The organism is Brucella sp. (assembly GCF_032066345.1).
Classification (GTDB): domain Bacteria; phylum Pseudomonadota; class Alphaproteobacteria; order Rhizobiales; family Rhizobiaceae; genus Brucella; species Brucella pseudogrignonensis.
In genome coordinates this window covers 1-23,200 of the sequence record NZ_DAMBKZ010000015.1, presented here as the reverse complement: position 1 = coordinate 23,200, position 23,200 = coordinate 1, and the positions used below count along the sequence as shown (strand labels likewise).

Sequence of the window (23,200 nt, the reverse complement as noted above, 5' to 3'; positions counted from 1 at the left end):
AATAAGGCGTTGCGACTTTGCCACAGGGCAAAACCATTTAGGTTTTTCCCTCAGAAAGCGACAATTGTAGTTCGTTCGTTCAGTTGCGGGTAACTTTTTTCAGGTGTAACTGAAGCCAACTTCCGGGCGGTCAGTGATCAGGCAAGGTGCAAGCCTTGGCTATTAGGAAAGCTCGGTTCATCGTTTCCCCCGATAACCTCGAAAGAGTTTTCGACCATGACCGCTAAGCATGCCGCACTCCTCACCGTCCTGATGATTTCTGCGATCGTGTTCATGGCAGTTGGCATTTTCACCGTCGATGCCGGTAACAGCATGACCTCCACCGACGGCTACGGCATTTCCAGCGCGCGTTAAATTACAGATTTAGCGGCGGGACCAGTCGCTTCCAGAAAACGCTTTTCTAGGCCATCGATCACGATGGCTGACAGCTTTCCGCTTTTCCAGGCATAGGTATCGAGGTTGACCCGGTTCGGTTGAACATCGATTGCGCTCTGCGGCGTATGTCCGTGGATGATGACCTTTTCCAGCGGATCAGTCCATTTCAGAAACAGTGTCCTGATCCACATCAGATCGTCACGATCCTGCGTGTCGAGAGAAACTGCCGGGTTCACACCAGCATGGCAGAAGAAGAAATCACCAAAGCTCACTGAAGATGGCATTGAGCGTATGTAGTCGACATGCGCTTGCGGAACGTTGTCCACGAGCTGCCTGTATCCTGCTGTAGCCGACGCCGGGTCCGTATAATCGACCTCAACGCCGTATGATCGGGCGGTGTCGCTGCCGCCATGAAGCGCAAAAATGCCGTTCGTATCGCCGGTCGCCAGATAGCGCAGAAAGCCATCGTCATGATTGCCAATCAGCGAGAGAATGCGGGGATCATGTGTTGATGAGTGGATCAGAAAATCCAGTACACCTTTAGAATCCGGTCCCCGGTCGATATAGTCACCAAGGTGAATGATGCGCCAGTCATGCGTTGGGTTGCGATCAATATCTGCATGGATCAGACCATGCATATCCTGCAAGAGATCAAGGCGACCATGCACATCGCCAATGGCATAAAGCCGAATGCCTTCCGGCCCTTTCGCGTCCTTTAGTGTAACGCCACTCATAGATCACTGCCTTCTTTCACTTCTTTTCCGGCGCGCTGGCGGTAGCGCAGTCGTGATACGCGCTCGCGCTCATCGTTCAACTCACGGTCGTGGGTGGCTTGTTCGACGAAGCGGATATGCTTCTGCACCGCTTCGCGCGCTGCTTGCGGGTTGCCAGCAATAACGGCGTCGTAAATGGCGCGATGCTGTGACAGCAGCATGTCAGCGACACCGGGATAGCTGTAAATAAGACTGCGATTGTAGAAAACGCCATCTTTCAGCAGCTGATAGCAGGAACGCAAAGTGTGCAGCAGCACGATATTGTGGGCTGCTTCACCAATCGCATTGTGAAACTCGACATCGAGCTGCGCACCCTTATCAAGATCGCTAGCGCTGTTGGCGTCTTCCATAGCGGTCATGATTTCCGCGAGGAGTGCCTTGTCAGCGGAGGTTGCACGCAGCGCCGCATATTCGGCAGCCACGCTTTCAATCTCACGGCGATATTCGAGATAGTCGGTCGTCGCTTTTCGATGTTCGCCGAAAAGCTTCACAACAGGGGCGCTGAAAACCTGACCGATGACATCGGCCACAAAGGTTCCGCCGCCGTGACGGGAAGTGAGAAGGCCAGCATTTTCAAGTCGTTTGAGCGCATCGCGCAGGATCGGGCGAGATATATCGAGTTGTCGCGCAAGCTCGCGTTCGCCGGGCAGACGGTCGCCGCCGCGCAGAACACCCTCGAGAATCAAACTCTCAATCTGGTGCACAACATCATCCGCCGTGCGGCTTGCATGAATGCGGGAAAAAATTGTCTCGGCCATGCCGTCTGCTGCCTCCGTCATGGCTGCAAATTATCCCTAAGCCGTCGGGCGGGCAACGGGTCTCTACAGTTGATAAATAAAAACCCCGGAAACGTTGCTTCCGGGGTTTATAAAGAGTTAGGCCTGTTATCAGGCCTTCTTGCGCTTGCGGCCAGAAACGAAAACAACAATACCAGCAACGAGGCCATACATCGCCCATTTGAAGGGCAGGACGTCTGCGGTTTCGCTGCGGATTGGAAGAACAGTGACGGTGCCGGGGCGGCTTTCAAATCCAGTTTTGCCTTCGGACTTTGCCTGTTCGATCTGCTGCGGGGAAACAACCCATTCAGCGCCGCGCGACTTGTCATAATACATGAAGCCGCAACCGACGATAACGGCCACGACGAGTGCGAAAATCAGGCGGGGTACTGTGTTCATTGTCATTCCTTAATATTGTTTGGCGAACGGCAAACGCTGTCGCGATCACGCGACGGGCGCTTTATTACGCAATCGTGCCGTCCCCGTCTATTATTTAGACATGCCTTGTGGAGAACTGCCGCTCTCCCAGTAAGGCACTGGTCCATAAAGATCTGCCAGATAGTCTATGAAAAGTCGCACTTTAGCGGGCAGGAACTGTTTGGAGGGGTAAACCGCGTGGATGGCGACATTTCGCGATGCGGCGTATTCCGGCAGAACCTGCACCAGCCTGCCTTCTGCGAGCTCAGGGCCGATGTCCCAGGTTGAACGCTGTGCAATTCCAAGACCGGCCAGCACTGCCTCGCGCACCATTTCGCTTGAATTGGTCTGGAGCGGTCCGACGGGGCGAATTGTTATTGGTCCCTTTGGACCTTCAAGCCGCCATGGATCGTTGTTGTGCGGTGCGAGGCAGATATGATCGGCGAGATCTTCGATCGTCTGCGGTGTGCCACGTTCTGCAATATAATGCGGGGATGCCGCGAGAATTCTGCGCACAGGTGCGAGACGGCGGGCCACAAGCGTTGAGTCGGATAATTCGCCAATCCGGATGGCGAGATCATAACCGTCACCGACAATATCGACCATTTCGTCTGAAAGCTGCATATTGACGGTGAGGTCGGAATTGGCGCGCATGAATGGCACCAGATAAGGCGCGATATGCATACGTCCGAAAGTGGTGGGAGCGGAGATTTTCAGCGTCCCGCGCGCATCGGCTGACCGGCGGGCGACAAAGGCCTCCGCTTCTTCGATATTGCCGAGAATGCCAAGAACGCGCTCATGATAGCCTTGGCCTGCTTCGGTGAGTGCAATCTGACGCGTCGTACGTTGGAGCAAGCGGGTGCCAAGCCGCTCTTCAAGCCGACCGAGCCGCTTGGAAACCACAGCAGGCGACAGGCCGAGATCACGCGCTGCTGCAGACATACTGCCGGTTGCGACAACGCGTGCGAAAATCTCCATATCGGCCAGACTGCTCATCATGATAGTTTCAAACCCTCCCCGACAGCTTTATGTGCTGACCCCATCTAGCCGAGGCCTCGTCGGGATCGCAAGGCGATTATGCCGCAGTGTCAAAACTGTTTCGCCATAGCCAAGATTGGTAAAATTAGTTTACCAGCTATGTGAAGTCGCTGGGAGGCGGAGGAATATATGAGCGGATTGGTCATGCCGGAGCCGGATGCGGCCGTCTTGCAAAGACGGGCTAGCATCGTTGCCGACTTGCGCAATATCGTGCCGGGTGAGGGCGTTGTCGATACTGTTAATGCGATGCGTGTGTTTGAAAGCGATGGGCTGACAGCACATCGTTCTCTGCCGCTGGTCGTTGTCCTGCCCGAAACCGTCGATCAAGTCTCAGATGTTCTGCGCTATTGTCATGACAATGGTATTCGCGTGGTGCCGCGCGGAGCTGGCACATCGCTGTCCGGCGGTTCGATGCCGCTGGCTGATGCTGTGCTGCTTGGCATGTCGCGCTTCAATCGTATTCTCGAAATCGATTATCCCAATCGCGTTGCAGTCGTACAGCCGGGGGTAACGAATCTCGGCATTACAAAAGCTGTTGAGCATGAAGGTTTTTACTATGCGCCTGATCCATCCTCGCAGATTGCCTGCTCAATAGGCGGAAATGTTGCGGAGAATGCTGGTGGCGTGCATTGCCTGAAATATGGTCTCACCGCCAACAACGTGCTTGGCATTGAAATGGTGCTGATAACTGGCGAAGTCCTGCGCCTTGGCGGCAAGCATCTGGATAGCGAAGGTTATGATCTTCTGGGGCTGATGACCGGCTCGGAAGGTCTGCTTGGGGTGGTGACGGAAATCACCGTTCGTATTCTGCAGAAGCCTGAAACCGCGCGTGCTGTCATGGTCGGCTTTCCATCAAGTGAGCAGGCGGGCCGGTGCGTGGCCGATATTATCGGCGCAGGGATCATTCCGGGTGGCATGGAAATGATGGACCGGCCTGCCATTCGCGCAGCCGAAGACTTTGTTCGTGTTGGCTATCCGCTTGATGTCGAGGCACTGCTGATCGTCGAACTCGATGGGCCGCCGATTGAAGTTGACCATTTGATCGGAGCGGTCGAGAGCATTGCGCTTAAGAATGGCTCGACCACCTGCATTCTTTCGCAGTCGGAAGAACAGCGGCTGGCTTTCTGGGCGGGTCGTAAAGCTGCTTTCCCGGCGGTGGGGCGCATTTCGCCGGATTATCTCTGTATGGATGGGACCATTCCACGCAAAGAACTGCCGCGCGTTTTGTCCGGAATGCGCGAGTTATCCGAAAAATACGGGCTTCGGGTCGCTAATGTGTTTCATGCGGGTGATGGCAATCTGCATCCACTTATCCTCTATGATGCAAATATTCCCGGAGAGCTGGAGGCTGCTGAAGATTTCGGCGCCGACATCTTACGTCTTTGCGTGAAGGTTGGCGGCGTGCTGACGGGCGAGCATGGCGTGGGTATCGAAAAGCGCGATCTCATGCCAGAGATGTTCAACGAAATAGATCTCGACCAGCAGATGCGTGTGAAATGTGCGTTTGATGCCAAGCACCTGCTCAATCCCGGCAAGGTCTTTCCGCAATTGCGCCGCTGTGCCGAGCTTGGTCGTATGCATGTGCATCGCGGCGAGCTGGCTTTCCCCGACCTTCCGCGTTTCTGATCTGTGGTTATGAAAATGACTAATGCAAATACCTTGATACCGCAGGATGAATCGGGTGTCGTCGAAGCGGTCCAGTGGGCACTCGGCACGTCAACGCCGCTGGAGATTATCGGCAACGGCTCAAAGCGTGGGATAGGTCGCCCGGTGCAGGCTGAGCATGTTCTGGATGTGTCGCAGCTTTCAGGCATAACACTCTATGAGCCAGATGAGCTGGTGCTTTCGGCGAAGGCTGGAACCCCCGTTTCCGAGATCGAAAAACTGCTGGCGGCAAGCCAACAGTGCTTTCATTTTGAACCGATGGATTATGGTCCACTGCTTGGCGGTGAAGCAGGTCGTGGCACAATTGGCGGTGTGCTGGCTGCCAATCTGTCGGGGCCGCGTCGGTTGAAGGCGGGCGCTGCCCGCGATCATATCCTGGGCGTGCGGGTGGTTTCGGGCCGAGGTGAATTGTTTAAATCCGGTGGGCGTGTCGTCAAGAATGTCACCGGTTACGATCTTTCCAAAGGCATGGCCAATTCCTGGGGTACGCTGGGCGTGGCAACGGAAGTTACATTCAAAGTTCTACCCAAGCCTGAGACTTCTATGACGCTTGCTGTTCGCGGGCTGGATGACGAGCAGGCTGCTCGCGTCATGGCTATGGCGATGGGATCGCGCGAGGAAGTGGCATCAAACGCTCATTTGCCGCCCACTGTCGCCAATCGCTTTCTCGACGGCAAGCTCGGCTGGGAAGCCGCAACCATTCTGAGGCTGGAAGGCTTTGCGCCGTCGGTCGCACATCGGAGCAGGCAATTACAGGCTCTGTTAGGCAGGGTAGGGGCAATCGACGTGATTGATGAGCCTCAATCGACACAGCTCTGGACAGAAGTTCGCGATGTGCTGCCCTATGCGCAGGCTGGTGATAATCGTGTGGTCTGGCGTGTATCAATGGCACCGTTGCAAGGCTGGCGTATGATTGATGAGTTTCGCCGCCATGCAGGCGTCGATGCCTATTATGATTGGCAAGGTGGTTTGATCTGGATGCGGATGGAAGCCGAGCCGGAAGCAGGCACGCTGCGGAAGCTGATCGCCAAATATGGCGGCGGCCATGCAACGCTGATACGCGCACCGGAATTTGTGCGAGCCAATACGGACGTATTTGAGCCGCAACCAACAGCGCTTGCAGCGCTTTCACAGAGGCTGAAACATCAGTTTGATCCGGAGAACATTCTTAATCCGGGACGTATGTATCCTGAGCAGGCGGGAGCGTGAGCCATGCAGACCCATTTCAGCCCCGAACAATTGCTCGATCCGGGTGTTAACGAAGCAGATAAAATCCTGCGTAAATGCGTGCATTGCGGCTTCTGCACGGCGACCTGTCCGACCTATGTGACGCTTGGCAATGAACTCGATAGTCCACGCGGGCGCATTTATCTTATCAAGGATATGCTCGAAAACGGACGTCCGGCGGATGAAGAAGTCGTGCGCCACGTTGATCGCTGTCTATCGTGCCTTTCCTGCATGACGACCTGTCCATCGGGCGTCAATTATATGCATCTGGTCGATCATGCGCGTGCGCATATCGAAAAGACCTACAAGCGTCCATTCATGAACCGCTTTCTGCGCGGGGTTCTGGCGCAGGTTCTGCCCTATCCGGGCCGGTTTCGGATGGTACTCAAGCTCGCCAAACTCGGGCGACCATTTGCTCCGCTTATGCGGAAAAACGCGAGCCTGAAGCCTATCGCAGCCATGCTGGAACTCGCACCGCAAAATCTTCCCGCCAAAGCCGATCCTCTACCAATAAGCGTGGCCAAGGGCGAAAAGCGCGGGCGTGTTGCGATCCTGAATGGCTGCGCGCAACCTGTGCTTAATCCCGGCATCAATGCCGCGACACTGAGATTGCTCAATCGGTTTGGCATTGAAGTGGTGGCGCCAAAGGATGAAGGCTGCTGTGGTTCACTCGTTCACCACATGGGGCGCGAAGAGCAGGCGCTCGATCAGGCCCGGCACAATGTCGATGTCTGGACGCGGGAGATTGAGACGGGCGGTCTTGATGCGATTATCGTGACAGCGTCGGGCTGTGGAACGACGATCAAGGATTACGGTTACATGCTGCGGCTCGACCCAGCCTATAAGGATAAAGCTGCGCTCGTATCATCGCTCGCCAAGGATATTACCGAGTATCTGACGACCATCGAACTACCGCAACCCGAAGAACCGAAGGTGCTGACGGTTGCCTATCATTCGGCCTGCTCCATGCAGCATGGCCAGAAGATTCTACGTCAACCGAAAGACCTGCTTTCAAAAGCGGGTTTCACGGTGAAAGAGCCATTGGAAGGACATCTCTGCTGCGGTTCGGCGGGCACCTATAATATTATGCAGCCGGAGATCGCGACCAAACTTCGTGATCGCAAGGTCAGGAATATTGAGGCGACCGGAGCCGATCTGATTGCGACTGGCAACATTGGTTGTATGACGCAGATCGCAACAGGCAGTAAGCTGCCGATTGTGCACACGATTGAATTGCTTGACTGGGCCTATGGCGGGCCAAAGCCCATTGTGCTTTCAGGTTCCAGCCTTCATTGACCGGGCATGTTTGAGCGGAAAGCCCTTGAAGCTTTTCGTTTCCTTCAGCACGAAAGTCGTCTGCATTTCCTTGATGCGGGGCAGGCGACGTAGCGTGGACATTGCAAAATCCGCATAGGTATCGAGATCGTGCGATACGACTTGCAGCAGAAAGTCGGCGTCACCGGCGATGCTGTAACAGGTGATGACTTCATCAAGGCTCATCAGTTCAGCCGCAAATTGCTCGGCTTCCGCTTCACTGTTACTATCGATTTTGATGCGGACGAAAGCCAGAACGCCAAGTCCAATTGCCTTGCGATCCAGCGTGGCGCGATAACCCTGTATAACGCCGTCTTCCTCCAGTTTGCGAACTTTGCGCCAACTTGGAGAAGTGGACATGCCGACCTGATCCGCGAGAGCCTGATTTGTGAGGCGACCGTCATCCTGCAAGGCTTCGAGAATCCTGATGTCAGATGTATCGAGTATACTCATGTAGATTTACCTCAGAATCGACTATTTCTGGTAAAGTCTACCATAAATCTATCTAAGGCGGGACAGATAGGCAGGATTGACCTCGTGATGCGGTGTATTTCTCGATGAGAAATTTCTGTTTCAGGAGCCGTTATGCACGAAGATTTACGCCTCGCCATTATTGTTAATCCAGAACTGCCGCTGGGACTGCTCGCCAATACAGTTGGCGCGATTTCGATTGGGCTGGGTGCGAAGCTGCCCTTCATTGCCGCCCGACAGCTGGTCGATAAAGCGGGCGTCGCAATCGACATCAGCTCGGATCGTCCCGTGCCGATCCTGCAGGCTGATGCGGAAACTATTCGGGCCATCGCATTAAAAGCAGCAGGCTTTGAAGAACGGCAGTCTGTTGTAGCCTTCCCTTCCTTTGCGCGTTCGCTGCATGTTTATGCAGAATATGAAGCGGCTTTTCCTAAAAAGGAACTTGCGACCGAGGTAATTGACGGGCTGGGAATTGCAGGCCCATCAAAATGGGTGCGCTCGCTAACGGGCAGCTTGAAACTGCTGAGATAGAGCATTTCGAACGTTTCAGCTTTAATGCGAAATGCTCTATCTTTTGTTTGTGCGCATGTCTTTGCCCCAAAACCGGTTCCCACTTTTGGGAGACATGCTGTAAAAAAGCCCGGAGAAAACTCCGGGCTTTTCATTTCCACTAAACCACCGAGAACGTCGCTGGATTCGGTCCGATACGACCGTCTGTCTTGTCCAGCTTGGTAATTGCATCATGGTCAGTGCCATTGAGGCTGAAGTCGAAAACTTCGAAGTTTTGCTTGATGCGCGCTGGTGTAACCGACTTTGGAATAACGATATTGCCGGTTTCGATATGCCAGCGCAGGATAACCTGAGCGACTGACTTGCCGTGCTTTTCAGCAATCGTTTTCAGCGTCGGGTTTTCAAGAATAGTGCCCTGTCCAAGCGGGCTCCAGGCCTCGGTTGCGATGTTGTGCTTGCTGTGGAACAGGCGCAGCTCATCCTGCTGGAATTGCGGGTGCAGTTCGATCTGGTTGAGAACCGGAACAACGTCGCTTTCCTTGAGAATGCGTTCAAGATCAGCGGTGCGGAAGTTCGACACGCCGATCGATTTGGCACGGCCTTCTTCCTTGATCTTGATGAAAGCGCGCCATGTTTCCATGAAAAGGTCTTTGGATGGGAGCGGCCAATGGATCAGGTAAAGATCAACATAGTCCGTGCCGAGCTTCTTGAGGCTTTCGTCAAAAGCTTTGAGAGTGGACTCATAACCCTGTTCTTTGTTCCAGAGCTTGGTCGTCAGGTAAATATCGCTGCGGGCAATGCCGGACTCGTTGATTGCCTTGCCGGTGCCTTCTTCGTTGCCATAAATGGCAGCGGTATCGATGTGCCGGTAGCCCACCTTCAGCGCTTCGCTGACGGCCGAGATGGCTTCATCATTGCCCACCTGCCAGACACCATAACCGAGCTGCGGAATGTGATTGCCGTCGTTCAGTTTTACCGCCGGTACGGTCATGTTAAGTCCTTCCCTCTTACATATATTCTCGTCATTTTGCTTCCACAGCATATGGGCGTTCGCATGAAAAGTGAAAGACCTTTCGTCTGCCTTTGTGCGTTAAGGCGGACGCTTTTCCTATAAAAACGTCAAAAGTTTCAATTCGATGACAAAAAGCCGCCGTCGCTTGTTTGCAACGGCGGCCTGAACTGACCTCGAATGAAGGGTTTGCGGTGGCTCCCGTCAGCGAACGACGACGTGGGTGCCCACAGGAACGCGACCATAGAGGTCGGTCACATCTTCGTTACGCATACGGAAACAGCCGGAAGACATGGCTTTACCGATGGTCCAAGGCTGATTGGTGCCGTGAATGCGGTACAGCGTGGAACCGAGATAAAGTGCGCGAGCGCCAAGAGGATTGTTGATGCCACCCTTCATCTGCGCTGGCAGGATGCGGCCCTTCTTGCGTTCGCGTGCGATCATTTCCTTTGGCGGTGTCCATGTAGGCCATTCGGCCTTACGGCTCACTTTCTGTGTGCCCTTCCAGCCAAAGCCTTGCTTGCCGACGCCGATGCCATAGCGGCGAGCCTGACCGTTGCCTTCAACGAGATAAAGAAAACGCTTGTTTGTATCGATGACCAGAGTTCCCGGCTTTTCGCCGCCGGAATACGATACGACTTGCGGCAGGAACATTGGGTCGAGCTGCTGCTTCTTGCGGACCACTTTTGCCGGATTGTCAGCAGGGCGCTGCTGGCTTACGCTCTGATAACGTGCCTTCGGTGGCTGCTTTTGCCGGACAACGGCGCGCTTTTGCGGTTGCGCTGCATCAAGTGTTGGCAAGACACGAACCGCTGGTCCATTGAGCTGGGCGATCCAGCGCTGAGATGTTTGATTGTCGACGCGAACCGGTGGTTGAGTCGCGTAACGATCATTGGCAAAAGCCATGCTGGTGGTCACAATGGAAACGGCGATTGCCGCAAGTGAACCGATCAAAAGCAGATGACGTGGTCGCATAAGCCAAATCCGTCTGTTTTGCGTCCTGCATTCACGCTGACGCTGTTACCCGTCGCACTCCTGACAGCTCCTGTCAGGAGAACGGCCCCGAATTTCATGGGCCCATTGTGCCGGGCAATGGAATCATAAAGGTAAATTTTGCTGCGTGTCGGGCTCTGGCTCGTCGCAAATTAAAGTTGTGGTTAGCAGCAAGTTGCGCGACATGATTAAAAATCGATAAAAGTCTGGAGACCAGAAATGAGCGATACGGTGCAGGAAAAGACTGGCTTGATCGTCAATGCAGACGGCAAAATGCGCTGTTTCTGGCCGGGCGAACTCCCGGATTATATTGCCTATCACGACAATGAATGGGGCGTTCCGGTTACAAACGATCATCGCCTGTTTGAGAAAATTTGCCTTGAAGGTTTCCAGTCGGGTCTGTCTTGGCTGACGATTTTGCGCAAGCGTGAAAATTTCCGAGCGGCTTTTGACGGTTTCGATTTTCATCGTGTCGCGCTTTATGACGACAAGGATATTGAACGTCTGCTTGGCGATAATGGCATCGTCCGTCACCGGGGCAAAATCGTCTCCACCATCAATAATGCCAAACGTGCCATCGAGCTTGTGAAAGAAAAAGGCTCTCTGGCTGCTTATTTCTGGTCGTTTGAACCGGGTGCAGAGGATCGTCCGCAGGTTGTGGATTATCCGACTTTGTCCGCTAATCCGACCACAGCGACTTCAACGCGTATTTCCAAAGATCTCAAAAAACGCGGCTGGTCTTTTGTCGGGCCAACGACTGTTTATGCCTTCATGCAGGCCATGGGGCTGGTCAACGATCATATTGAAGGCTGTCATTGCCGCCCGAATATTGAAAAACTTCGTCAGGATTTGAAGCGGCCGCAATAAACAGTGCATCCCGAAAAGTGTGAATCGGTTTTCGGATAAGATGCGCGATAAAACTAAGAATTATCGCGCTGATTGCGCCGGATTCGGTTTTCTGTCACAACCACCGGGTTTCGTTCTGAGCCTTGTTTCAGGAGTGAGGAAGATGGATCTGACGTCGCTTGCAGTCTTTGCCGGAATTTTGATGGTTGCAGCTGGCACGCCGGGTCCAAACATTGGCGCGCTGGTAGCCCGTGTGATCAGCTGTGGCCATAAGGGCGTTTTTCCATTCATGCTCGGTCTCTGGATCGGCGATGCCGTCTGGTTGTCTCTCGCTGTCTGGGGGCTTTCAACGCTGGCGCAGAATTTCCACACGGTCTTTCTCGTGCTTAAATATGGTGGCCTCGTCTATCTGGCCTATCTCGCCTGGAAAATGTGGTTTGCGCCTGTCAGCGATCTTACCAATGAAGAAATTATCCCGCGCCGCAATGAGGCTGGGGGTCTTTTCCTGAGTGCGCTGGCGATCACGCTCGGCAATCCGAAGATCATGGTTTTCTATGTTGCCATCCTGCCGACCGTGATTGATCTCACCGGCGTTTCGATCCTTGGCTGGGGCGAACTGCTGCTGGTTATGTTCATGGTTCTGGCCGTTGTCTATAGTGCTTGGGTGCTGCTGGCCGTGCAGGCACGCCGCTTTTTGCGCACCCCGCGCATGGTCAAGATTGCCAATCGCACATGCGCCGGAATGATGGCTGGCGTGGCCGTTGCCATCGCCACGCGCTGATCGCGCTTTTTAAAGCTCTTCCTGCACTTGCCGCACCCGGTTTGATGCGTTAGGAAACCGGCAACGTATTTGCCGGATTTTCCGGCGCAACATGAACAAAATCAGCGATCAGGCAGGAAAAATGGCCGATAAAGCGGACAAGATGAAGGCGCGGTTGCCGCGCGGATTTGTCGATCGGGTGCCGGATGATCTGCGCGCCACCGAAAAGATGACGGCGACCATCCGCGAAGTCTACGACCTCTATGGTTTTGAGCCGGTGGAAACGCCGCTCATCGAATATACCGATGCGCTCGGAAAGTTCCTGCCGGATCAGGATCGCCCGAATGAAGGTGTGTTCTCGTTTCAGGACGACGACGAGCAGTGGCTGTCGCTTCGCTACGATCTGACTGCGCCGCTGGCGCGGTTCGTTGCTGAAAACTACGAAAGCCTGCCGAAGCCTTATCGCAGCTATCGCAACGGTTGGGTTTTCCGCAACGAAAAGCCGGGTCCAGGTCGTTTCCGCCAGTTTATGCAGTTCGATGCCGATACAGTTGGCGCGCCAAACGTCTCTGCTGATGCTGAAATGTGCATGATGATGGCCGACACGGTTGAACGCCTTGGCATTGCGCGCGGCGATTATGTGATCCGCGTCAACAACCGCAAGGTTCTCGACGGCGTGCTCGAAGCCATTGGCCTTGAAGGCGATGCGAATGCTGGCAAGCGCCTCAATGTTCTTCGTGCCATCGACAAGCTCGACAAGTTTGGCGCTGACGGCGTTCGTCTTCTGCTGGGCAAAGGCCGTCTTGACGAAAGCGGCGATTTCACCAAGGGCGCTGAACTGCCCGATGCGGCCGTGGAAAAGGTTCTGGCCTTCACCGCTGCAGGTGGTGCAACCGGTGCTGAAACCATTGCCAATCTGCAGGCCGTTGTTGCTGGCAACGCCAAGGGCGAAGAAGGCGTGAAAGAGCTTGCCGATATGGAAGCTCTGTTTGACGCTGGCGGCTATGAAGGTCGCGTGAAGATCGATCCTTCGGTCGTGCGTGGTCTTGAATATTACACCGGCCCTGTATTTGAAGCCGAGCTTCTGTTTGATGTCACCAACGAAGATGGCCAGAAGGTTGTGTTCGGTTCCGTTGGCGGTGGCGGTCGTTATGACGGTCTGGTTTCGCGCTTCCGTGGCGAGCCGGTTCCGGCAACGGGCTTCTCCATCGGTGTTTCGCGTTTGATGACAGCGCTGAAAAACCTCGGCAAGCTTGATGTGTCCGACGTGGTTGGCCCTGTCGTCGTGCTGGTCATGGACAAGGATGCGCAGAGCCTTGGTGGCTATCAGAAGATGGTTTCTCAGCTGCGTCAGGCAGGCATCCGCGCTGAAATGTATGTCGGTGGTTCCGGCATGAAAGCGCAGATGAAATATGCAGACCGTCGTGATGCGCCATGCGTCATCATTCAGGGTTCGCAGGAGCGTGAAGCAGGCGAAGTTCAGATCAAGGATTTGATCGAAGGCAAGCGCATTTCTGCCGAGATCGAAGACAATGCAACCTGGCGCGAAAGCCGCCCGGCGCAGGTCACTGTCAAGGAAGAGGGCATCGTTGCGGCAGTGCGCGAAATCCTAGAAGCGCAAGCTCGCGATCGCGCACAGCAGGCGAAGTGACGGATAACATGGCAGGTCAACGCACATCTTTAGTCTTCACGACGCTTCGCGGGCAGCTTGGTGCCAGCGAGGCTGAGCTTGTCGATATTCCGCTGATCCAACCTGCCGATCCGTTTCTGGATATGGCGGGCGAAGATTTGCGCCGCCGTATCTTTCTCACAGAAAATGAAAATGGTGACAGCCTTTGCCTGCGTCCGGAATTTACCATTCCGGTCTGCCGCAATCATATTGCGCTGAATGCTGCAACGCCGAAGCGTTATGCCTATCTCGGTGAAGTGTTCCGCCAGCGTCGCGATGGTGCGGCTGAGTTTCTTCAGGCAGGCATCGAGGATCTCGGTGCAACCGACGAAGCGGTATCGGACGCGCGTTCGATTGCCGATGCGCTTGCCTGTGTTCATGCCGCAGCTCCCAATGCCAAGCTTGAAATCGTACTGGGCGATCAGTCTGTTTTTGCAGGTATGTTGAAAGCTTTGGGTCTTCCGCAAGGATGGCGCAAGAAGTTGCTGCGTGCCTTTGGCGATGCACATACGATGGAAGCAGCTTTTGCCGAGCTGACAGGCGAACAGCGCACAGATCCGTTGCCGGAACATTTGGCTGGATTGGTTGCCGAAGGTGACGAGGCAGGGCTGGCACGTATGCTGGAAGCAGAAATGCTCGAAGCTGGCATGTCGCCGGGCGCGGGACGTACGCCTGCGGAAATCGCCCGTCGCCTCATTGAAAAAGAAGATCTGGCTGCGGCCCGTTTCCCTTCATCTGCGCTTGATGTGTTGAAGCGTTTTCTTTCTACCCGCGTTTCGCTTGAAGCTGCCACCATTACGCTGCGGGCTTTTGCGGCTGACAATGCGCTTGATCTGAGCGTTGTTCTGCAAAAGTTTGAAGCGCGCACGGATGCGATTATCGCCGCCGGTATTCATGCCGAAGATATTGTCTACGATGCGTCTTTCGGACGTCCGCTCGATTACTATACGGGGCTCGTTTATGAAATCCGGCAGGCAGGCGGCGACAAGGATATGGTGCTGGCCGGTGGTGGTCGTTACGACCGGCTGTTGACCATGCTCGGTGCATCCGAAAACATTCCGGGCGTTGGTTTTTCAATCTGGCTCGACCGGCTTGAGGCGCTGAGCGGAGAACAATCATGACTGTAACGCTGGCGCTACCGTCCAAAGGACGGCTGAAAGAGCAGACACTCGCCGTGCTGGAAAAGGCCGGATACAAGGTTATTCTGCCTGATGACTCACGCAATTACCGTGCGCGGGTTGAAGGCGAGAACGATCTCGACATTCTGTTTTTGTCGGCGTCCGAAATCGCGCGCGAGCTAGGCTATGGTAGCGTTGATCTGGGCGTCACCGGAGAAGACTTGATCCGTGAAACGCTTGCCCATGCCGATGAGCGCGTGGCGATTGAAGCAGAGCTTGGTTTTGGCCATGCTGACGTTGTGGTTGCTGTGCCTGAAGTCTGGCGCGATGTGACGACCATGGCCGACCTTGATGATGTTGCTGCCGATTTCCGCCAGCGTCATGGTCGCCGTCTGCGCATCGCCACGAAATACTGGCGTCTGACGCAGCAGTTCTTCTCACAGAAGCACGGCATTCAGGTCTATCGCATCGTTGAAAGTCTGGGCGCAACTGAAGGCGCGCCTGCGGCGGGTTCGGCAGATATGATTGTTGATATTACATCGACCGGTTCGACGCTCAAAGCCAATCAGCTCAAAGTGCTTGAAGATGGCGTGATCTTGCGTTCGCAGGCTTGTCTCGTTTCAGCTCGTCGCAGCGATCAGAATAACCGCGTTCTGGATGTGATTGCTCGTATCCGCAAGGGTCTGGCTGGCTAACAATATAGTATTGAATTTAAAAAGCCGGTCTGAATTTCAGACCGGCTTTTTTGTATTTAGAGCGTTTCAGTTTTGATTGAATCGTAGAAAACGCTCTAAATATTTGTTTTACGCGCATCTTGTCCCGAAAACCGCTTCGCACTTTTCGGGATGCGCTCTAGATTTTAGGCTTGCTGCCAATCAAGCCGTAATAGGCGATGTAGATATAGCAGATGATTGGCATCAGGAATGCCAGATGAATGCCCACTTTATCTGCGAGAGCACCCTGAATAAGCGGGATGATCGCGCCACCCACAATGGCCAGACACAGAATGCCCGAACCCTGACTGGTATGCTTGCCAAGACCATGCAGAGCCAGGCTGAAGATCGTCGGGAACATGATCGAGTTGAACAGGCCGATTGCCAGAACCGACCACATGGCAACATGACCTGTGGTGGCAACGGTGATGAGCAGCAGAATAATGGCCATGAGCGCATTGAAAGCCAGCGCCTTGCCGTCATCGATATAACGCATGGCAGCTGCACCGATGAAGCGTCCGAGCATGGCGCCGCCCCAGAAGTAGGAAACGTAGTGCGCAGCCTCAGATTCAGCTAAGCCTGCAACATTTGGATCGTTGAGGAAGTTGACGAGGAAGCTGCCGACACTGACCTCAGCGCCGACATAAACGAACAGGCCGATAGAGCCCAAGACCAGATGGCGATACTGCCAGGCTGAACCATCTTCCTTTGTGAGAGCCGCTGTTTCTTCTTCCTGAACATCCGGGAGTTTCAGGATTGCAAAAACGATTGCGAGAACCGCGAAAGCCAGCGCCAGAAGAAGATAAGGAAACTGAACCGCATCCGCTTGCGCAGAGCTTGCAGCATCACTGGTTGCTGCGGACAGGATCAGGAGTGCACCAAAGGACGGCGCGACGGTTGTGCCGAGTGAGTTGAAAGCCTGTGTCAGTGTCAAACGGCTGGCTGCTGTTTCAGGCGCACCCAGAATGGTGACATAGGGATTTGCCGCCACCTGAAGAATGGTGACGCCAGAAGCCAGCACGAAAAGCGCACCGAGAAACAGTTCGTAAACGCGATAGGATGCAGCCGGAATGAACAGCGCACAGCCGATGGCTGCAATCACCAGACCGGTTACGATGCCCCATTTATAGGAGATGCGTTTGACAAGTGCGCCAGCGGGCAGCGAGACGATGAAGTAAGCACCAAAGAAGCAGAACTGGATCAGCATCGACTGGAAGTAGTTGAGCTGAAAGACGCCTTTAAGATGCGGGATCAGGATGTCGTTGAGACAAGTGATGAAGCCCCACATGAAGAAGAGCATGGTGAGGCTGGCAAGTGCAAAGCTGTAATTGTTGCCCGTATGGGCATCAGCTCGAGGCTGACTGTTCGTTGCGGGTGAAACGGCCATTTTTTCTCTACAAGCTAAGTTATGAGACACGTCTGGGAGGACGATATGTCTTTCCAAAATTAAAATAGGCGGTTGCAATATCTTACAAGATCGTGCGGTGCAATCTTTGCGAGCTCTAAGTAACAGTTCTGTGTCTGGATAAAGCGGATACTAAAAAAGCCGTGCTGATAAAGCACGGCTTTTCAAAGTCAGACATTAGAGCGGGAATTAGCCGCGCTTTGCATCGATTGAGATCGAACCTGCACCCTGCAGGGCGAGAAGGATCAGACCACCAGCGATGGCGAGGTTCTTCTGTGCCATCAGTGCGTTCATGCCTTCAGCAAAGTTCATGTGCGCGACAAGCGTTGCGCCGATGGTGAACAGAGCCACGATTGCAGCAGCAATACGGGTCTGGAAACCAACGAGAATGGCGAGGCCGCCGACGAACTCAACCAGACCAACCAGAACGGCGGTTACAGTTGGAACCGGAAGGCCGAGGCCTGCAAAGTAACCGGCTGTGCCGGAAATTGCAGTCAGCTTGCTGAAGCCAGCGAGAATGAACAGGATCGAAAGAAAGACGCGTGCGACGAGCGTGGCCAGGCCGTTGCTCTGAGGAGTGATAGACGACATCAGGGGAATCTCCAATTAAACTGAGCAACCCAATACCTACTCTACACTGTCAAGAAAAGATAGATATTACTCGACAGTTTGTTCACTAATTGCGCACAATCAATCTGGAGCGATCATTTTTTCTGCACGCACAAGCCGGTCATAATCTTCCTCAGAGACATGGCCGCTCTTCAATGCTTCTTCGCGCAAGGTCGTGCCGTTCTTATGTGCGGTCTTTGCGATCTTGGCAGCATTGTCGTAGCCGATAGCGGGCGCCAAAGCGGTTACGAGCATCAGTGAGCGCTCGAGAAGATCCTTGATGCGGTCTTCGTTGGCTTCAATGCCTTCCACGCAATTGTCTGCAAATGAGACCATGGCATCGCTTAAGATGCGGATCGACTGCAGTACATTATAGGCAATGACCGGCTTGAAAACATTAAGCTCGAAATGTCCCTGGCTTGCAGCAACGGTCACAGTGGTCTGGTTGCCGAAGACCTGTGTTGCCACCATGGTCAGAGCTTCAGCCTGCGTCGGATTAACCTTGCCCGGCATGATCGACGAGCCGGGTTCATTTTCCGGCAGCGACAACTCGCCAAGACCAGAACGTGGACCGGAGCCAAGGAAGCGAATGTCGTTGGCGATTTTGAAAAGATCAGCGGCGAGTGCGTTGAGGCTGCCATGGAAGTTTGCAAGCGCACCGTGGCTTGCAAGCGCCTCAAACTTGTTTGGCGCGGTCTTGAAGCTGAGGCCAGTGATTTCACTGACAGCATCGGCAAAGCCGGTATCGAAGCCTTTTGGCGCGTTGAGACCGGTACCAACCGCCGTGCCGCCCTGTGCCAGCAGGAACACGTCAGCAAGCGACTGTTCAATGCGATGGCGCGCATATTCCAGCGCTGCGCGATAGCCGGAAAATTCCTGCCCAAGCGTAACCGGCGTCGCATCCTGCGTATGCGTGCGGCCAATCTTGATAATGTGCTCGAACGCTACTTCCTTATCCTTGAGCGCTTTGGTGAGGTGTGCCAGAGCAGGATAGAGGCGTTGAACAGTTTCAACTGCCGTTGCGATATGGATTGCAGTCGGGAAAGTGTCATTCGACGACTGGGCCATATTGACGTGGTCATTCGGATGCACCGGCTTTTTCGAGCCAAGTTCGCCGCCCAGAAGCTCAATCGCTCGGTTAGAAATAACCTCATTGGCATTCATGTTTGACTGCGTGCCAGAGCCCGTCTGCCAGACAACAAGCGGGAAATGATCGTCGAGCTTGCCTTCAATCACCTCGGATGCAGCAACGGCGATGACCTGTCCCAGAACCGGATCAAGCTTGCCGAGAGCAATATTCGTTTCAGCTGCTGCGCGCTTGACGACGCCCAATGCATGAACCAGAGGCAAGGGCATACGCTCCCCGCCGATCTTGAAGTTTTGCAAAGAACGCTGTGTTTGAGCGCCCCAATAACGGTCGGCGGCAACATCAATCGGTCCGAAAGTATCTGTTTCGGTACGCGTGGCAGTCATCTTCAGTCTCCGGCTTGTTTCAGGCGGGAGAAATGCCCGCCCGTAGAATCGAGAATAACAGCATTGCTGGATTATTGGCTATGGAATGCTTGCACAGCAAAGCCCTAGCTCTCAATCATTTGATAAAATATGAATATAAAAGTCAAATTTTATCGAGCGCAATAAGCGTTCCAGGTTTAGTTATCCTCGTTGTCGTCATCGCCGTCGTCGGTTTCTGAAATCCATCCGGTCGGCTCAACCTTTTGCTGGGTTTTGCTGTCGGTGAATATCCACCAGCCGGTGTCAGTTTCATCCCAATCACCACCACCGGCTTTCAGCTTATCGAGCGAACGATATTGGCCAACCGATTCATTGCGCTGATCGTCATCATCGATCCAGACCACAGTGACTTTGCGTCCGTCTTTCGGCGCAGTGGCTATCGGCAGTTCTTTGCGCATATGATTATCCATCCCGTTATCAATTCAGATAATCATAGGGCGGAAAAGCGGTGCGACAAGCCGCGGTTCCCAGCGTTTGCGAAGTTCCGCGGCTCGCCGCGAACGATTAGCCGAGGCGTGCGGCTTTCAAGGCATGGCCCCACCATACCAGCTGGTCCAGCATGTTCTTGGCGGCTTCCGCAAGATGTGGGAAATCATCCAGCGTGTTCTCTTTCTTGACCACTGCAAGGTAGTCCGGGAACAGAATATGGACGCCAGTCTTGACCGACATGGATGACATCTCAACTGCGATCATCCGCAGCTGTTCGACAGCGCGTGCACCGCCAACGCCGCCATGGCCGACAAAGCCGATTGGCTTCTGAATCCAGTCACCATAGTCGATAGCGTTTTTCAGAACCGCTGTTGGCGCATGGTTATATTCGGCAGCAGTCAGGATATAGGCGTCAAACTCGCGAAGCTTGGTTTTCCACTTGTCGGCGGTCTCCGCCTGTGCGGTGGTGGTTGCTGTATCGCCATAAAAGCCCATTGGATAATCGGCCAGATCGAGGATTTCGACAGTGAATTCAGGGCGTGCGGCTGCGACCTTCGCAATCCATTCCGCCGATACTGGTGAGAAACGCTGTTCACGGGTGCTGCCGACGATCACTGCAACTTTTAGCTTGCTCATAGATATATCCTTTTTAGTGGTAACCAATGGAGACTAACGCTATACCGGTGACTGGATAAGGCGCAAGGAGGCACTTTTATGAAACCCGGTGACTTCAAGGAAACCAGTGCTTGCAGGGCTGTGACCGATATTTTGTCGCGCGTTGGCGATAAGTGGACGGTTTTGGTTGTGAGTTATCTTGGCAATGGTCCAATGCGATTTAATGAAATCCGCCGCACAGTTGATGGTATTTCGCAGAAAATGCTGACGACAACGCTACGAAATCTCGAGCGCGACGGGTTTGTATCCAGAACTGTTTTCCCGACTATTCCGCCGAAGGTGGAATATGAACTGACGGAAATGGGGCGCGATCTTCTCAAGCCGGTCCGAGGTTTGGGGGAGTGGGCAATCGCCAATGAGGCGCAGGTCATGATGGCGCGGGCGCGTTATGACGCGCGTGCGTCGGGCCGCGATTATAATCAGGCTGAAGCTGCGGAATGAGCGGTCGATGAGCCTATAGTGTAAAAGTGGAAAGGCAGGCTCGCGCCTGCCTTTCCTGTTGCCTGAGACAGGACTTCCAAAGTGCGGGGGCAAACAGGAAGTCCATCTCGTATCGATAGCGATTGACCATGAAAACTGCAGAATGTAAATCAGAAAATGCTAAAATAACCGCAGCTTCCTTAGTAAAGCCCGCGATAGGTAAATTTTCTATAAATCACAAAGAGTTACACAATGTAAGAAAAGCAATCGAATACTGCTTTTCTTACAATTTTATACCTTAAATCTTGCTCATCACTTGCTGTGTGAAGAGGTTCGGAGTTTTAAAACAGGCATAAAAAAACCTCCGGCCAAGACCGAAGGTTTTTCTTTTACAAGCCGTATTGTCGCGGTCGCACAGGCGAAGTCGCCTGTGCTGCGCAATACTCGGATGGATTTCTTAGAAATCCATGCCGCCCATGCCGCCCATGCCGCCAGGCATGCCAGCAGGAGCTGCATCCTTCTTAGGCAGTTCAGCGATCATGGCTTCGGTGGTGATCAGGAGACCAGCAACCGATGCTGCGTTCTGCAGGGCGGTACGAACAACCTTAACCGGGTCAACAACGCCAGCCTTGATCAGGTCGCCGAATTCGCCATTGGCAGTGTTGTAGCCATAGGTGTCCGAGCCGTTTTCAAGGATCTTGCCAACGATAACCGAAGCTTCTTCACCAGCATTGGTCGTGATCTGGCGAGCAGGAGCCTGCAGAGCGCGACGAACGATGTTGATGCCAGCTTCCTGGTCAGCGTTTGCACCCTTAGCAACGATCTGCGACGAAGCGCGGAGCAGAGCGGTACCACCACCAGCAACGATACCTTCTTCAACCGCAGCGCGGGTTGCGTTCAGGGCGTCGTCAACGCGGTCCTTCTTTTCCTTAACTTCGATTTCCGTTGCACCGCCAACGCGGATTACGGCAACGCCACCAGCGAGCTTGGCAAGGCGTTCCTGAAGCTTTTCGCGGTCGTAGTCAGAAGTGGTTTCTTCAACCTGCTGCTTGATCTGCGAAACGCGCGCGTCGATTTCAGCCTTCTGGCCTGCACCGTCAACGATCGTGGTGTTTTCTTTGGTGATCGAAACTTTCTTCGCACGGCCGAGCATGTCGAGCGTAACGGTTTCAAGCTTGATGCCGAGATCTTCGGAGATAACCTGACCGCCGGTGAGGATCGCGATGTCTTCGAGCATTGCCTTACGGCGATCGCCGAAGCCAGGAGCCTTAACAGCAGCAATCTTCAGGCCGCCACGCAGCTTGTTGACAACGAGCGTTGCGAGAGCTTCGCCTTCTACGTCTTCAGCGATGATGACGAGTGGCTTCGAGGTCTGAACAACAGCTTCGAGCACTGGCAGAAGAGCCTGCAGGTTCGAAAGCTTCTTTTCGTGCAGAAGGATGTATGCGTCTTCGAGATCAGCAACCATCTTGTCTGGGTTGGTGACGAAGTATGGCGACAGGTAGCCGCGGTCGAACTGCATGCCTTCAACGACTTCGAGTTCGGTTTCAGCGGTCTTGGCTTCTTCAACCGTGATCACGCCTTCGTTGCCGACTTTCTGCATCGCTTCAGCGATCATCTTGCCGATTTCGGCTTCGCCGTTAGCGGAGATGGTGCCAACCTGAGCAACTTCTTCCGAAGTGTTGATCTTCTTGGCCTTGCCGAGAAGGTTTGCAACAACTTCAGTCACAGCCAAGTCGATACCGCGCTTCAGGTCCATCGGGTTCATGCCGGCAGCAACAGCTTTTGCGCCTTCCTGAACGATAGCCTGACCGAGAACGGTCGCAGTGGTCGTGCCGTCACCAGCAGTGTCGTTGGTCTTGGAAGCAACTTCGCGCAACATCTGTGCGCCCATGTTTTCGAACTTGTCTTCGAGTTCGATTTCCTTGGCGACCGATACGCCGTCCTTGGTGATGCGCGGAGCGCCGAAGGACTTGTCGATAACAACGTTACGACCCTTCGGGCCGAGCGTTACCTTAACAGCGTCAGCGAGGATATCGACGCCGCGCAGCATCTTTTCGCGCGCTGTGCGACCGAACTTTACGTCTTTTGCAGCCATTTTACTCTCCTGGGAAATGTCCCGGTCAGATTATGGTGAATTAAAATTCAGGCGGTAACTAATCTCTGGCTTCGCCGATACCGGCGCGAGCCCGAAAAATTAGCCAACGATGCCCAGAATGTCGGATTCTTTCATGATCAGCAGGTCTTCGCCACCGATCTTGACTTCTGTGCCCGACCACTTGCCGAACAGAACCTTGTCGCCAGCCTTAACTTCGAGAGCGATCAGCTTGCCTGCTTCGTCACGAGCGCCAGCGCCAACAGCGACGATTTCGCCTTCCTGTGGCTTTTCTTTAGCGGTGTCAGGGATGATGATCCCGCCAGCGGTCTTAGCTTCCGATTCAACGCTACGAACGACGACGCGGTCATGAAGCGGGCG

The 23,200-nt window shown here is 54.1% G+C and carries 25 protein-coding genes; 11 read left to right on the top strand and 14 right to left on the bottom strand.

Annotation, left to right across the window (positions count from 1 at the left end; genetic code table 11):
* Positions 1-216: 216 nt before the first annotated feature.
* The gene (locus tag RT142_RS17385) at positions 217-354 is read left to right on the top strand and encodes a hypothetical protein (RefSeq protein ID WP_007877997.1); all 138 of its coding nucleotides are present in this window, start codon (positions 217-219) and stop codon (positions 352-354) included.
* Here the strand turns inward: RT142_RS17385 and RT142_RS17380 are convergent.
* The 4 genes from RT142_RS17380 to RT142_RS17365 form a co-directional block, all read right to left on the bottom strand.
* Positions 351-1,109 carry a metallophosphoesterase gene (locus tag RT142_RS17380; RefSeq protein ID WP_105519966.1) on the bottom strand — a complete coding sequence of 253 codons (759 nt, stop codon included), beginning with the start codon at positions 1,107-1,109 and terminating at the stop codon, positions 351-353. The genes RT142_RS17385 and RT142_RS17380 overlap by 4 nt on opposite strands.
* Positions 1,106-1,906: an FCD domain-containing protein gene (locus tag RT142_RS17375; RefSeq protein ID WP_105520157.1), complete on the bottom strand. Its 801-nt coding sequence runs from the start codon at positions 1,904-1,906 to the stop codon at positions 1,106-1,108. Before RT142_RS17375 ends, RT142_RS17380 begins: the two co-directional genes overlap by 4 nt.
* Before the next feature lie 129 nt (positions 1,907-2,035).
* Complete coding sequence (locus tag RT142_RS17370) at positions 2,036-2,323, bottom strand: hypothetical protein (RefSeq protein WP_064321168.1); 288 nt, start codon at positions 2,321-2,323, stop codon at positions 2,036-2,038.
* 90 nt (positions 2,324-2,413) lie between these two features.
* Positions 2,414-3,340, bottom strand: a complete 927-nt coding sequence (locus RT142_RS17365) for a LysR family transcriptional regulator (protein WP_007878004.1) — start codon at positions 3,338-3,340, stop codon at positions 2,414-2,416.
* 168 nt (positions 3,341-3,508) lie between these two features.
* Here RT142_RS17365 and RT142_RS17360 point away from each other — a divergent pair, with 168 nt between their 5' ends.
* Genes RT142_RS17360 through glcF form a run of 3 tightly spaced genes read left to right on the top strand, consistent with a single transcriptional unit; the run spans position 3,509 to position 7,567 of the window.
* The gene (locus RT142_RS17360; RefSeq protein WP_313030228.1) at positions 3,509-5,005 is read left to right on the top strand and encodes an FAD-linked oxidase C-terminal domain-containing protein; all 1,497 of its coding nucleotides are present in this window, start codon (positions 3,509-3,511) and stop codon (positions 5,003-5,005) included.
* 15 nt (positions 5,006-5,020) lie between these two features.
* Positions 5,021-6,253 (top strand): glycolate oxidase subunit GlcE, encoded by a 1,233-nt coding sequence (gene glcE, locus RT142_RS17355; RefSeq protein WP_313030225.1) that lies wholly within the window; start codon positions 5,021-5,023, stop codon positions 6,251-6,253.
* A gap of 3 nt (positions 6,254-6,256) precedes the next feature.
* The gene (glcF, locus tag RT142_RS17350) at positions 6,257-7,567 is read left to right on the top strand and encodes a glycolate oxidase subunit GlcF (RefSeq protein WP_105519964.1); all 1,311 of its coding nucleotides are present in this window, start codon (positions 6,257-6,259) and stop codon (positions 7,565-7,567) included.
* Here glcF and RT142_RS17345 read toward each other — a convergent pair.
* Positions 7,547-8,038, bottom strand: coding sequence for an Lrp/AsnC family transcriptional regulator (locus RT142_RS17345; protein ID WP_313030220.1), 492 nt, complete (start codon positions 8,036-8,038; stop codon positions 7,547-7,549). The genes glcF and RT142_RS17345 overlap by 21 nt on opposite strands.
* Positions 8,039-8,170: 132 nt before the next feature.
* Here RT142_RS17345 and RT142_RS17340 point away from each other — a divergent pair, with 132 nt between their 5' ends.
* A complete protein-coding gene (locus RT142_RS17340) occupies positions 8,171-8,587 on the top strand; it encodes a DUF2000 domain-containing protein (RefSeq protein WP_313030218.1) in 417 nt (138 codons plus the stop codon).
* 139 nt (positions 8,588-8,726) lie between these two features.
* On the opposite strand, the gene RT142_RS17335 is transcribed toward RT142_RS17340, so the two are convergent.
* Both RT142_RS17335 and RT142_RS17330 read right to left on the bottom strand, forming a co-directional pair.
* A complete protein-coding gene (locus tag RT142_RS17335; protein ID WP_313030216.1) occupies positions 8,727-9,557 on the bottom strand; it encodes an aldo/keto reductase in 831 nt (276 codons plus the stop codon).
* A 222-nt stretch (positions 9,558-9,779) separates the two neighbouring features.
* On the bottom strand, positions 9,780-10,550 hold the full coding sequence (locus RT142_RS17330; protein WP_313030214.1) for a L,D-transpeptidase: 771 nt from the start codon (positions 10,548-10,550) through the stop codon (positions 9,780-9,782).
* 237 nt (positions 10,551-10,787) lie between these two features.
* Here RT142_RS17330 and RT142_RS17325 point away from each other — a divergent pair, with 237 nt between their 5' ends.
* From RT142_RS17325 to hisG, 5 genes are all read left to right on the top strand, one after another.
* Entirely contained in the window at positions 10,788-11,435 is a 648-nt protein-coding gene (locus RT142_RS17325; protein ID WP_313030212.1) for a DNA-3-methyladenine glycosylase I, read from the top strand.
* Between the two features lie 142 nt (positions 11,436-11,577).
* Complete coding sequence (locus tag RT142_RS17320; protein WP_313030210.1) at positions 11,578-12,195, top strand: LysE family translocator; 618 nt, start codon at positions 11,578-11,580, stop codon at positions 12,193-12,195.
* 121 nt (positions 12,196-12,316) lie between these two features.
* A complete protein-coding gene (hisS, locus tag RT142_RS17315; RefSeq protein WP_113159580.1) occupies positions 12,317-13,825 on the top strand; it encodes a histidine--tRNA ligase in 1,509 nt (502 codons plus the stop codon).
* An 8-nt stretch (positions 13,826-13,833) separates the two neighbouring features.
* The gene (locus tag RT142_RS17310; RefSeq protein ID WP_313030209.1) at positions 13,834-14,964 is read left to right on the top strand and encodes an ATP phosphoribosyltransferase regulatory subunit; all 1,131 of its coding nucleotides are present in this window, start codon (positions 13,834-13,836) and stop codon (positions 14,962-14,964) included.
* A complete protein-coding gene (gene hisG, locus RT142_RS17305) occupies positions 14,961-15,656 on the top strand; it encodes an ATP phosphoribosyltransferase (protein ID WP_313030206.1) in 696 nt (231 codons plus the stop codon). The genes RT142_RS17310 and hisG overlap by 4 nt, the downstream gene beginning before the upstream one ends.
* A gap of 157 nt (positions 15,657-15,813) precedes the next feature.
* On the opposite strand, the gene RT142_RS17300 is transcribed toward hisG, so the two are convergent.
* From RT142_RS17300 to RT142_RS17280, 5 genes are all read right to left on the bottom strand, one after another.
* Complete coding sequence (locus RT142_RS17300) at positions 15,814-17,061, bottom strand: sugar MFS transporter (protein WP_007878042.1); 1,248 nt, start codon at positions 17,059-17,061, stop codon at positions 15,814-15,816.
* Positions 17,062-17,268: 207 nt separating this feature from the next.
* Positions 17,269-17,670: a DoxX family protein gene (locus tag RT142_RS17295; protein ID WP_064321157.1), complete on the bottom strand. Its 402-nt coding sequence runs from the start codon at positions 17,668-17,670 to the stop codon at positions 17,269-17,271.
* Between the two features lie 99 nt (positions 17,671-17,769).
* Positions 17,770-19,161 carry a class II fumarate hydratase gene (gene fumC / locus RT142_RS17290; RefSeq protein ID WP_007878044.1) on the bottom strand — a complete coding sequence of 464 codons (1,392 nt, stop codon included), beginning with the start codon at positions 19,159-19,161 and terminating at the stop codon, positions 17,770-17,772.
* Between the two features lie 176 nt (positions 19,162-19,337).
* On the bottom strand, positions 19,338-19,598 hold the full coding sequence (locus RT142_RS17285; RefSeq protein WP_007878045.1) for a hypothetical protein: 261 nt from the start codon (positions 19,596-19,598) through the stop codon (positions 19,338-19,340).
* 106 nt (positions 19,599-19,704) lie between these two features.
* Positions 19,705-20,265: an NADPH-dependent FMN reductase gene (locus RT142_RS17280; protein WP_007878049.1), complete on the bottom strand. Its 561-nt coding sequence runs from the start codon at positions 20,263-20,265 to the stop codon at positions 19,705-19,707.
* Positions 20,266-20,343: 78 nt separating this feature from the next.
* Between RT142_RS17280 and RT142_RS17275 the strand changes: the two genes are divergently transcribed.
* Complete coding sequence (locus RT142_RS17275) at positions 20,344-20,745, top strand: helix-turn-helix domain-containing protein (protein ID WP_313030200.1); 402 nt, start codon at positions 20,344-20,346, stop codon at positions 20,743-20,745.
* A gap of 436 nt (positions 20,746-21,181) precedes the next feature.
* Here RT142_RS17275 and groL read toward each other — a convergent pair whose 3' ends face one another.
* Entirely contained in the window at positions 21,182-22,822 is a 1,641-nt protein-coding gene (gene groL / locus RT142_RS17270; protein ID WP_313030197.1) for a chaperonin GroEL, read from the bottom strand.
* Between the two features lie 99 nt (positions 22,823-22,921).
* The coding region (gene groES / locus RT142_RS17265) for a co-chaperone GroES (RefSeq protein WP_313030195.1) at positions 22,922-23,200 on the bottom strand (279 nt) is incomplete at its 5' end.

Coding starts and splice junctions, on each gene's coding strand:
- RT142_RS17385 (WP_007877997.1), top strand. CDS start 217: ATGACCGCTAAGCATGCCGCACTCCTCACCGTCCTGATGATTTCTGCG.
- RT142_RS17380 (WP_105519966.1), bottom strand. CDS start 1,109: ATGAGTGGCGTTACACTAAAGGACGCGAAAGGGCCGGAAGGCATTCGG.
- RT142_RS17375 (WP_105520157.1), bottom strand. CDS start 1,906: ATGGCCGAGACAATTTTTTCCCGCATTCATGCAAGCCGCACGGCGGAT.
- RT142_RS17370 (WP_064321168.1), bottom strand. CDS start 2,323: ATGAACACAGTACCCCGCCTGATTTTCGCACTCGTCGTGGCCGTTATC.
- RT142_RS17365 (WP_007878004.1), bottom strand. CDS start 3,340: ATGATGAGCAGTCTGGCCGATATGGAGATTTTCGCACGCGTTGTCGCA.
- RT142_RS17360 (WP_313030228.1), top strand. CDS start 3,509: ATGAGCGGATTGGTCATGCCGGAGCCGGATGCGGCCGTCTTGCAAAGA.
- glcE (WP_313030225.1), top strand. CDS start 5,021: ATGACTAATGCAAATACCTTGATACCGCAGGATGAATCGGGTGTCGTC.
- glcF (WP_105519964.1), top strand. CDS start 6,257: ATGCAGACCCATTTCAGCCCCGAACAATTGCTCGATCCGGGTGTTAAC.
- RT142_RS17345 (WP_313030220.1), bottom strand. CDS start 8,038: ATGAGTATACTCGATACATCTGACATCAGGATTCTCGAAGCCTTGCAG.
- RT142_RS17340 (WP_313030218.1), top strand. CDS start 8,171: ATGCACGAAGATTTACGCCTCGCCATTATTGTTAATCCAGAACTGCCG.
- RT142_RS17335 (WP_313030216.1), bottom strand. CDS start 9,557: ATGACCGTACCGGCGGTAAAACTGAACGACGGCAATCACATTCCGCAG.
- RT142_RS17330 (WP_313030214.1), bottom strand. CDS start 10,550: ATGCGACCACGTCATCTGCTTTTGATCGGTTCACTTGCGGCAATCGCC.
- RT142_RS17325 (WP_313030212.1), top strand. CDS start 10,788: ATGAGCGATACGGTGCAGGAAAAGACTGGCTTGATCGTCAATGCAGAC.
- RT142_RS17320 (WP_313030210.1), top strand. CDS start 11,578: ATGGATCTGACGTCGCTTGCAGTCTTTGCCGGAATTTTGATGGTTGCA.
- hisS (WP_113159580.1), top strand. CDS start 12,317: ATGGCCGATAAAGCGGACAAGATGAAGGCGCGGTTGCCGCGCGGATTT.
- RT142_RS17310 (WP_313030209.1), top strand. CDS start 13,834: ATGGCAGGTCAACGCACATCTTTAGTCTTCACGACGCTTCGCGGGCAG.
- hisG (WP_313030206.1), top strand. CDS start 14,961: ATGACTGTAACGCTGGCGCTACCGTCCAAAGGACGGCTGAAAGAGCAG.
- RT142_RS17300 (WP_007878042.1), bottom strand. CDS start 17,061: ATGGCCGTTTCACCCGCAACGAACAGTCAGCCTCGAGCTGATGCCCAT.
- RT142_RS17295 (WP_064321157.1), bottom strand. CDS start 17,670: ATGTCGTCTATCACTCCTCAGAGCAACGGCCTGGCCACGCTCGTCGCA.
- fumC (WP_007878044.1), bottom strand. CDS start 19,161: ATGACTGCCACGCGTACCGAAACAGATACTTTCGGACCGATTGATGTT.
- RT142_RS17285 (WP_007878045.1), bottom strand. CDS start 19,598: ATGCGCAAAGAACTGCCGATAGCCACTGCGCCGAAAGACGGACGCAAA.
- RT142_RS17280 (WP_007878049.1), bottom strand. CDS start 20,265: ATGAGCAAGCTAAAAGTTGCAGTGATCGTCGGCAGCACCCGTGAACAG.
- RT142_RS17275 (WP_313030200.1), top strand. CDS start 20,344: ATGAAACCCGGTGACTTCAAGGAAACCAGTGCTTGCAGGGCTGTGACC.
- groL (WP_313030197.1), bottom strand. CDS start 22,822: ATGGCTGCAAAAGACGTAAAGTTCGGTCGCACAGCGCGCGAAAAGATG.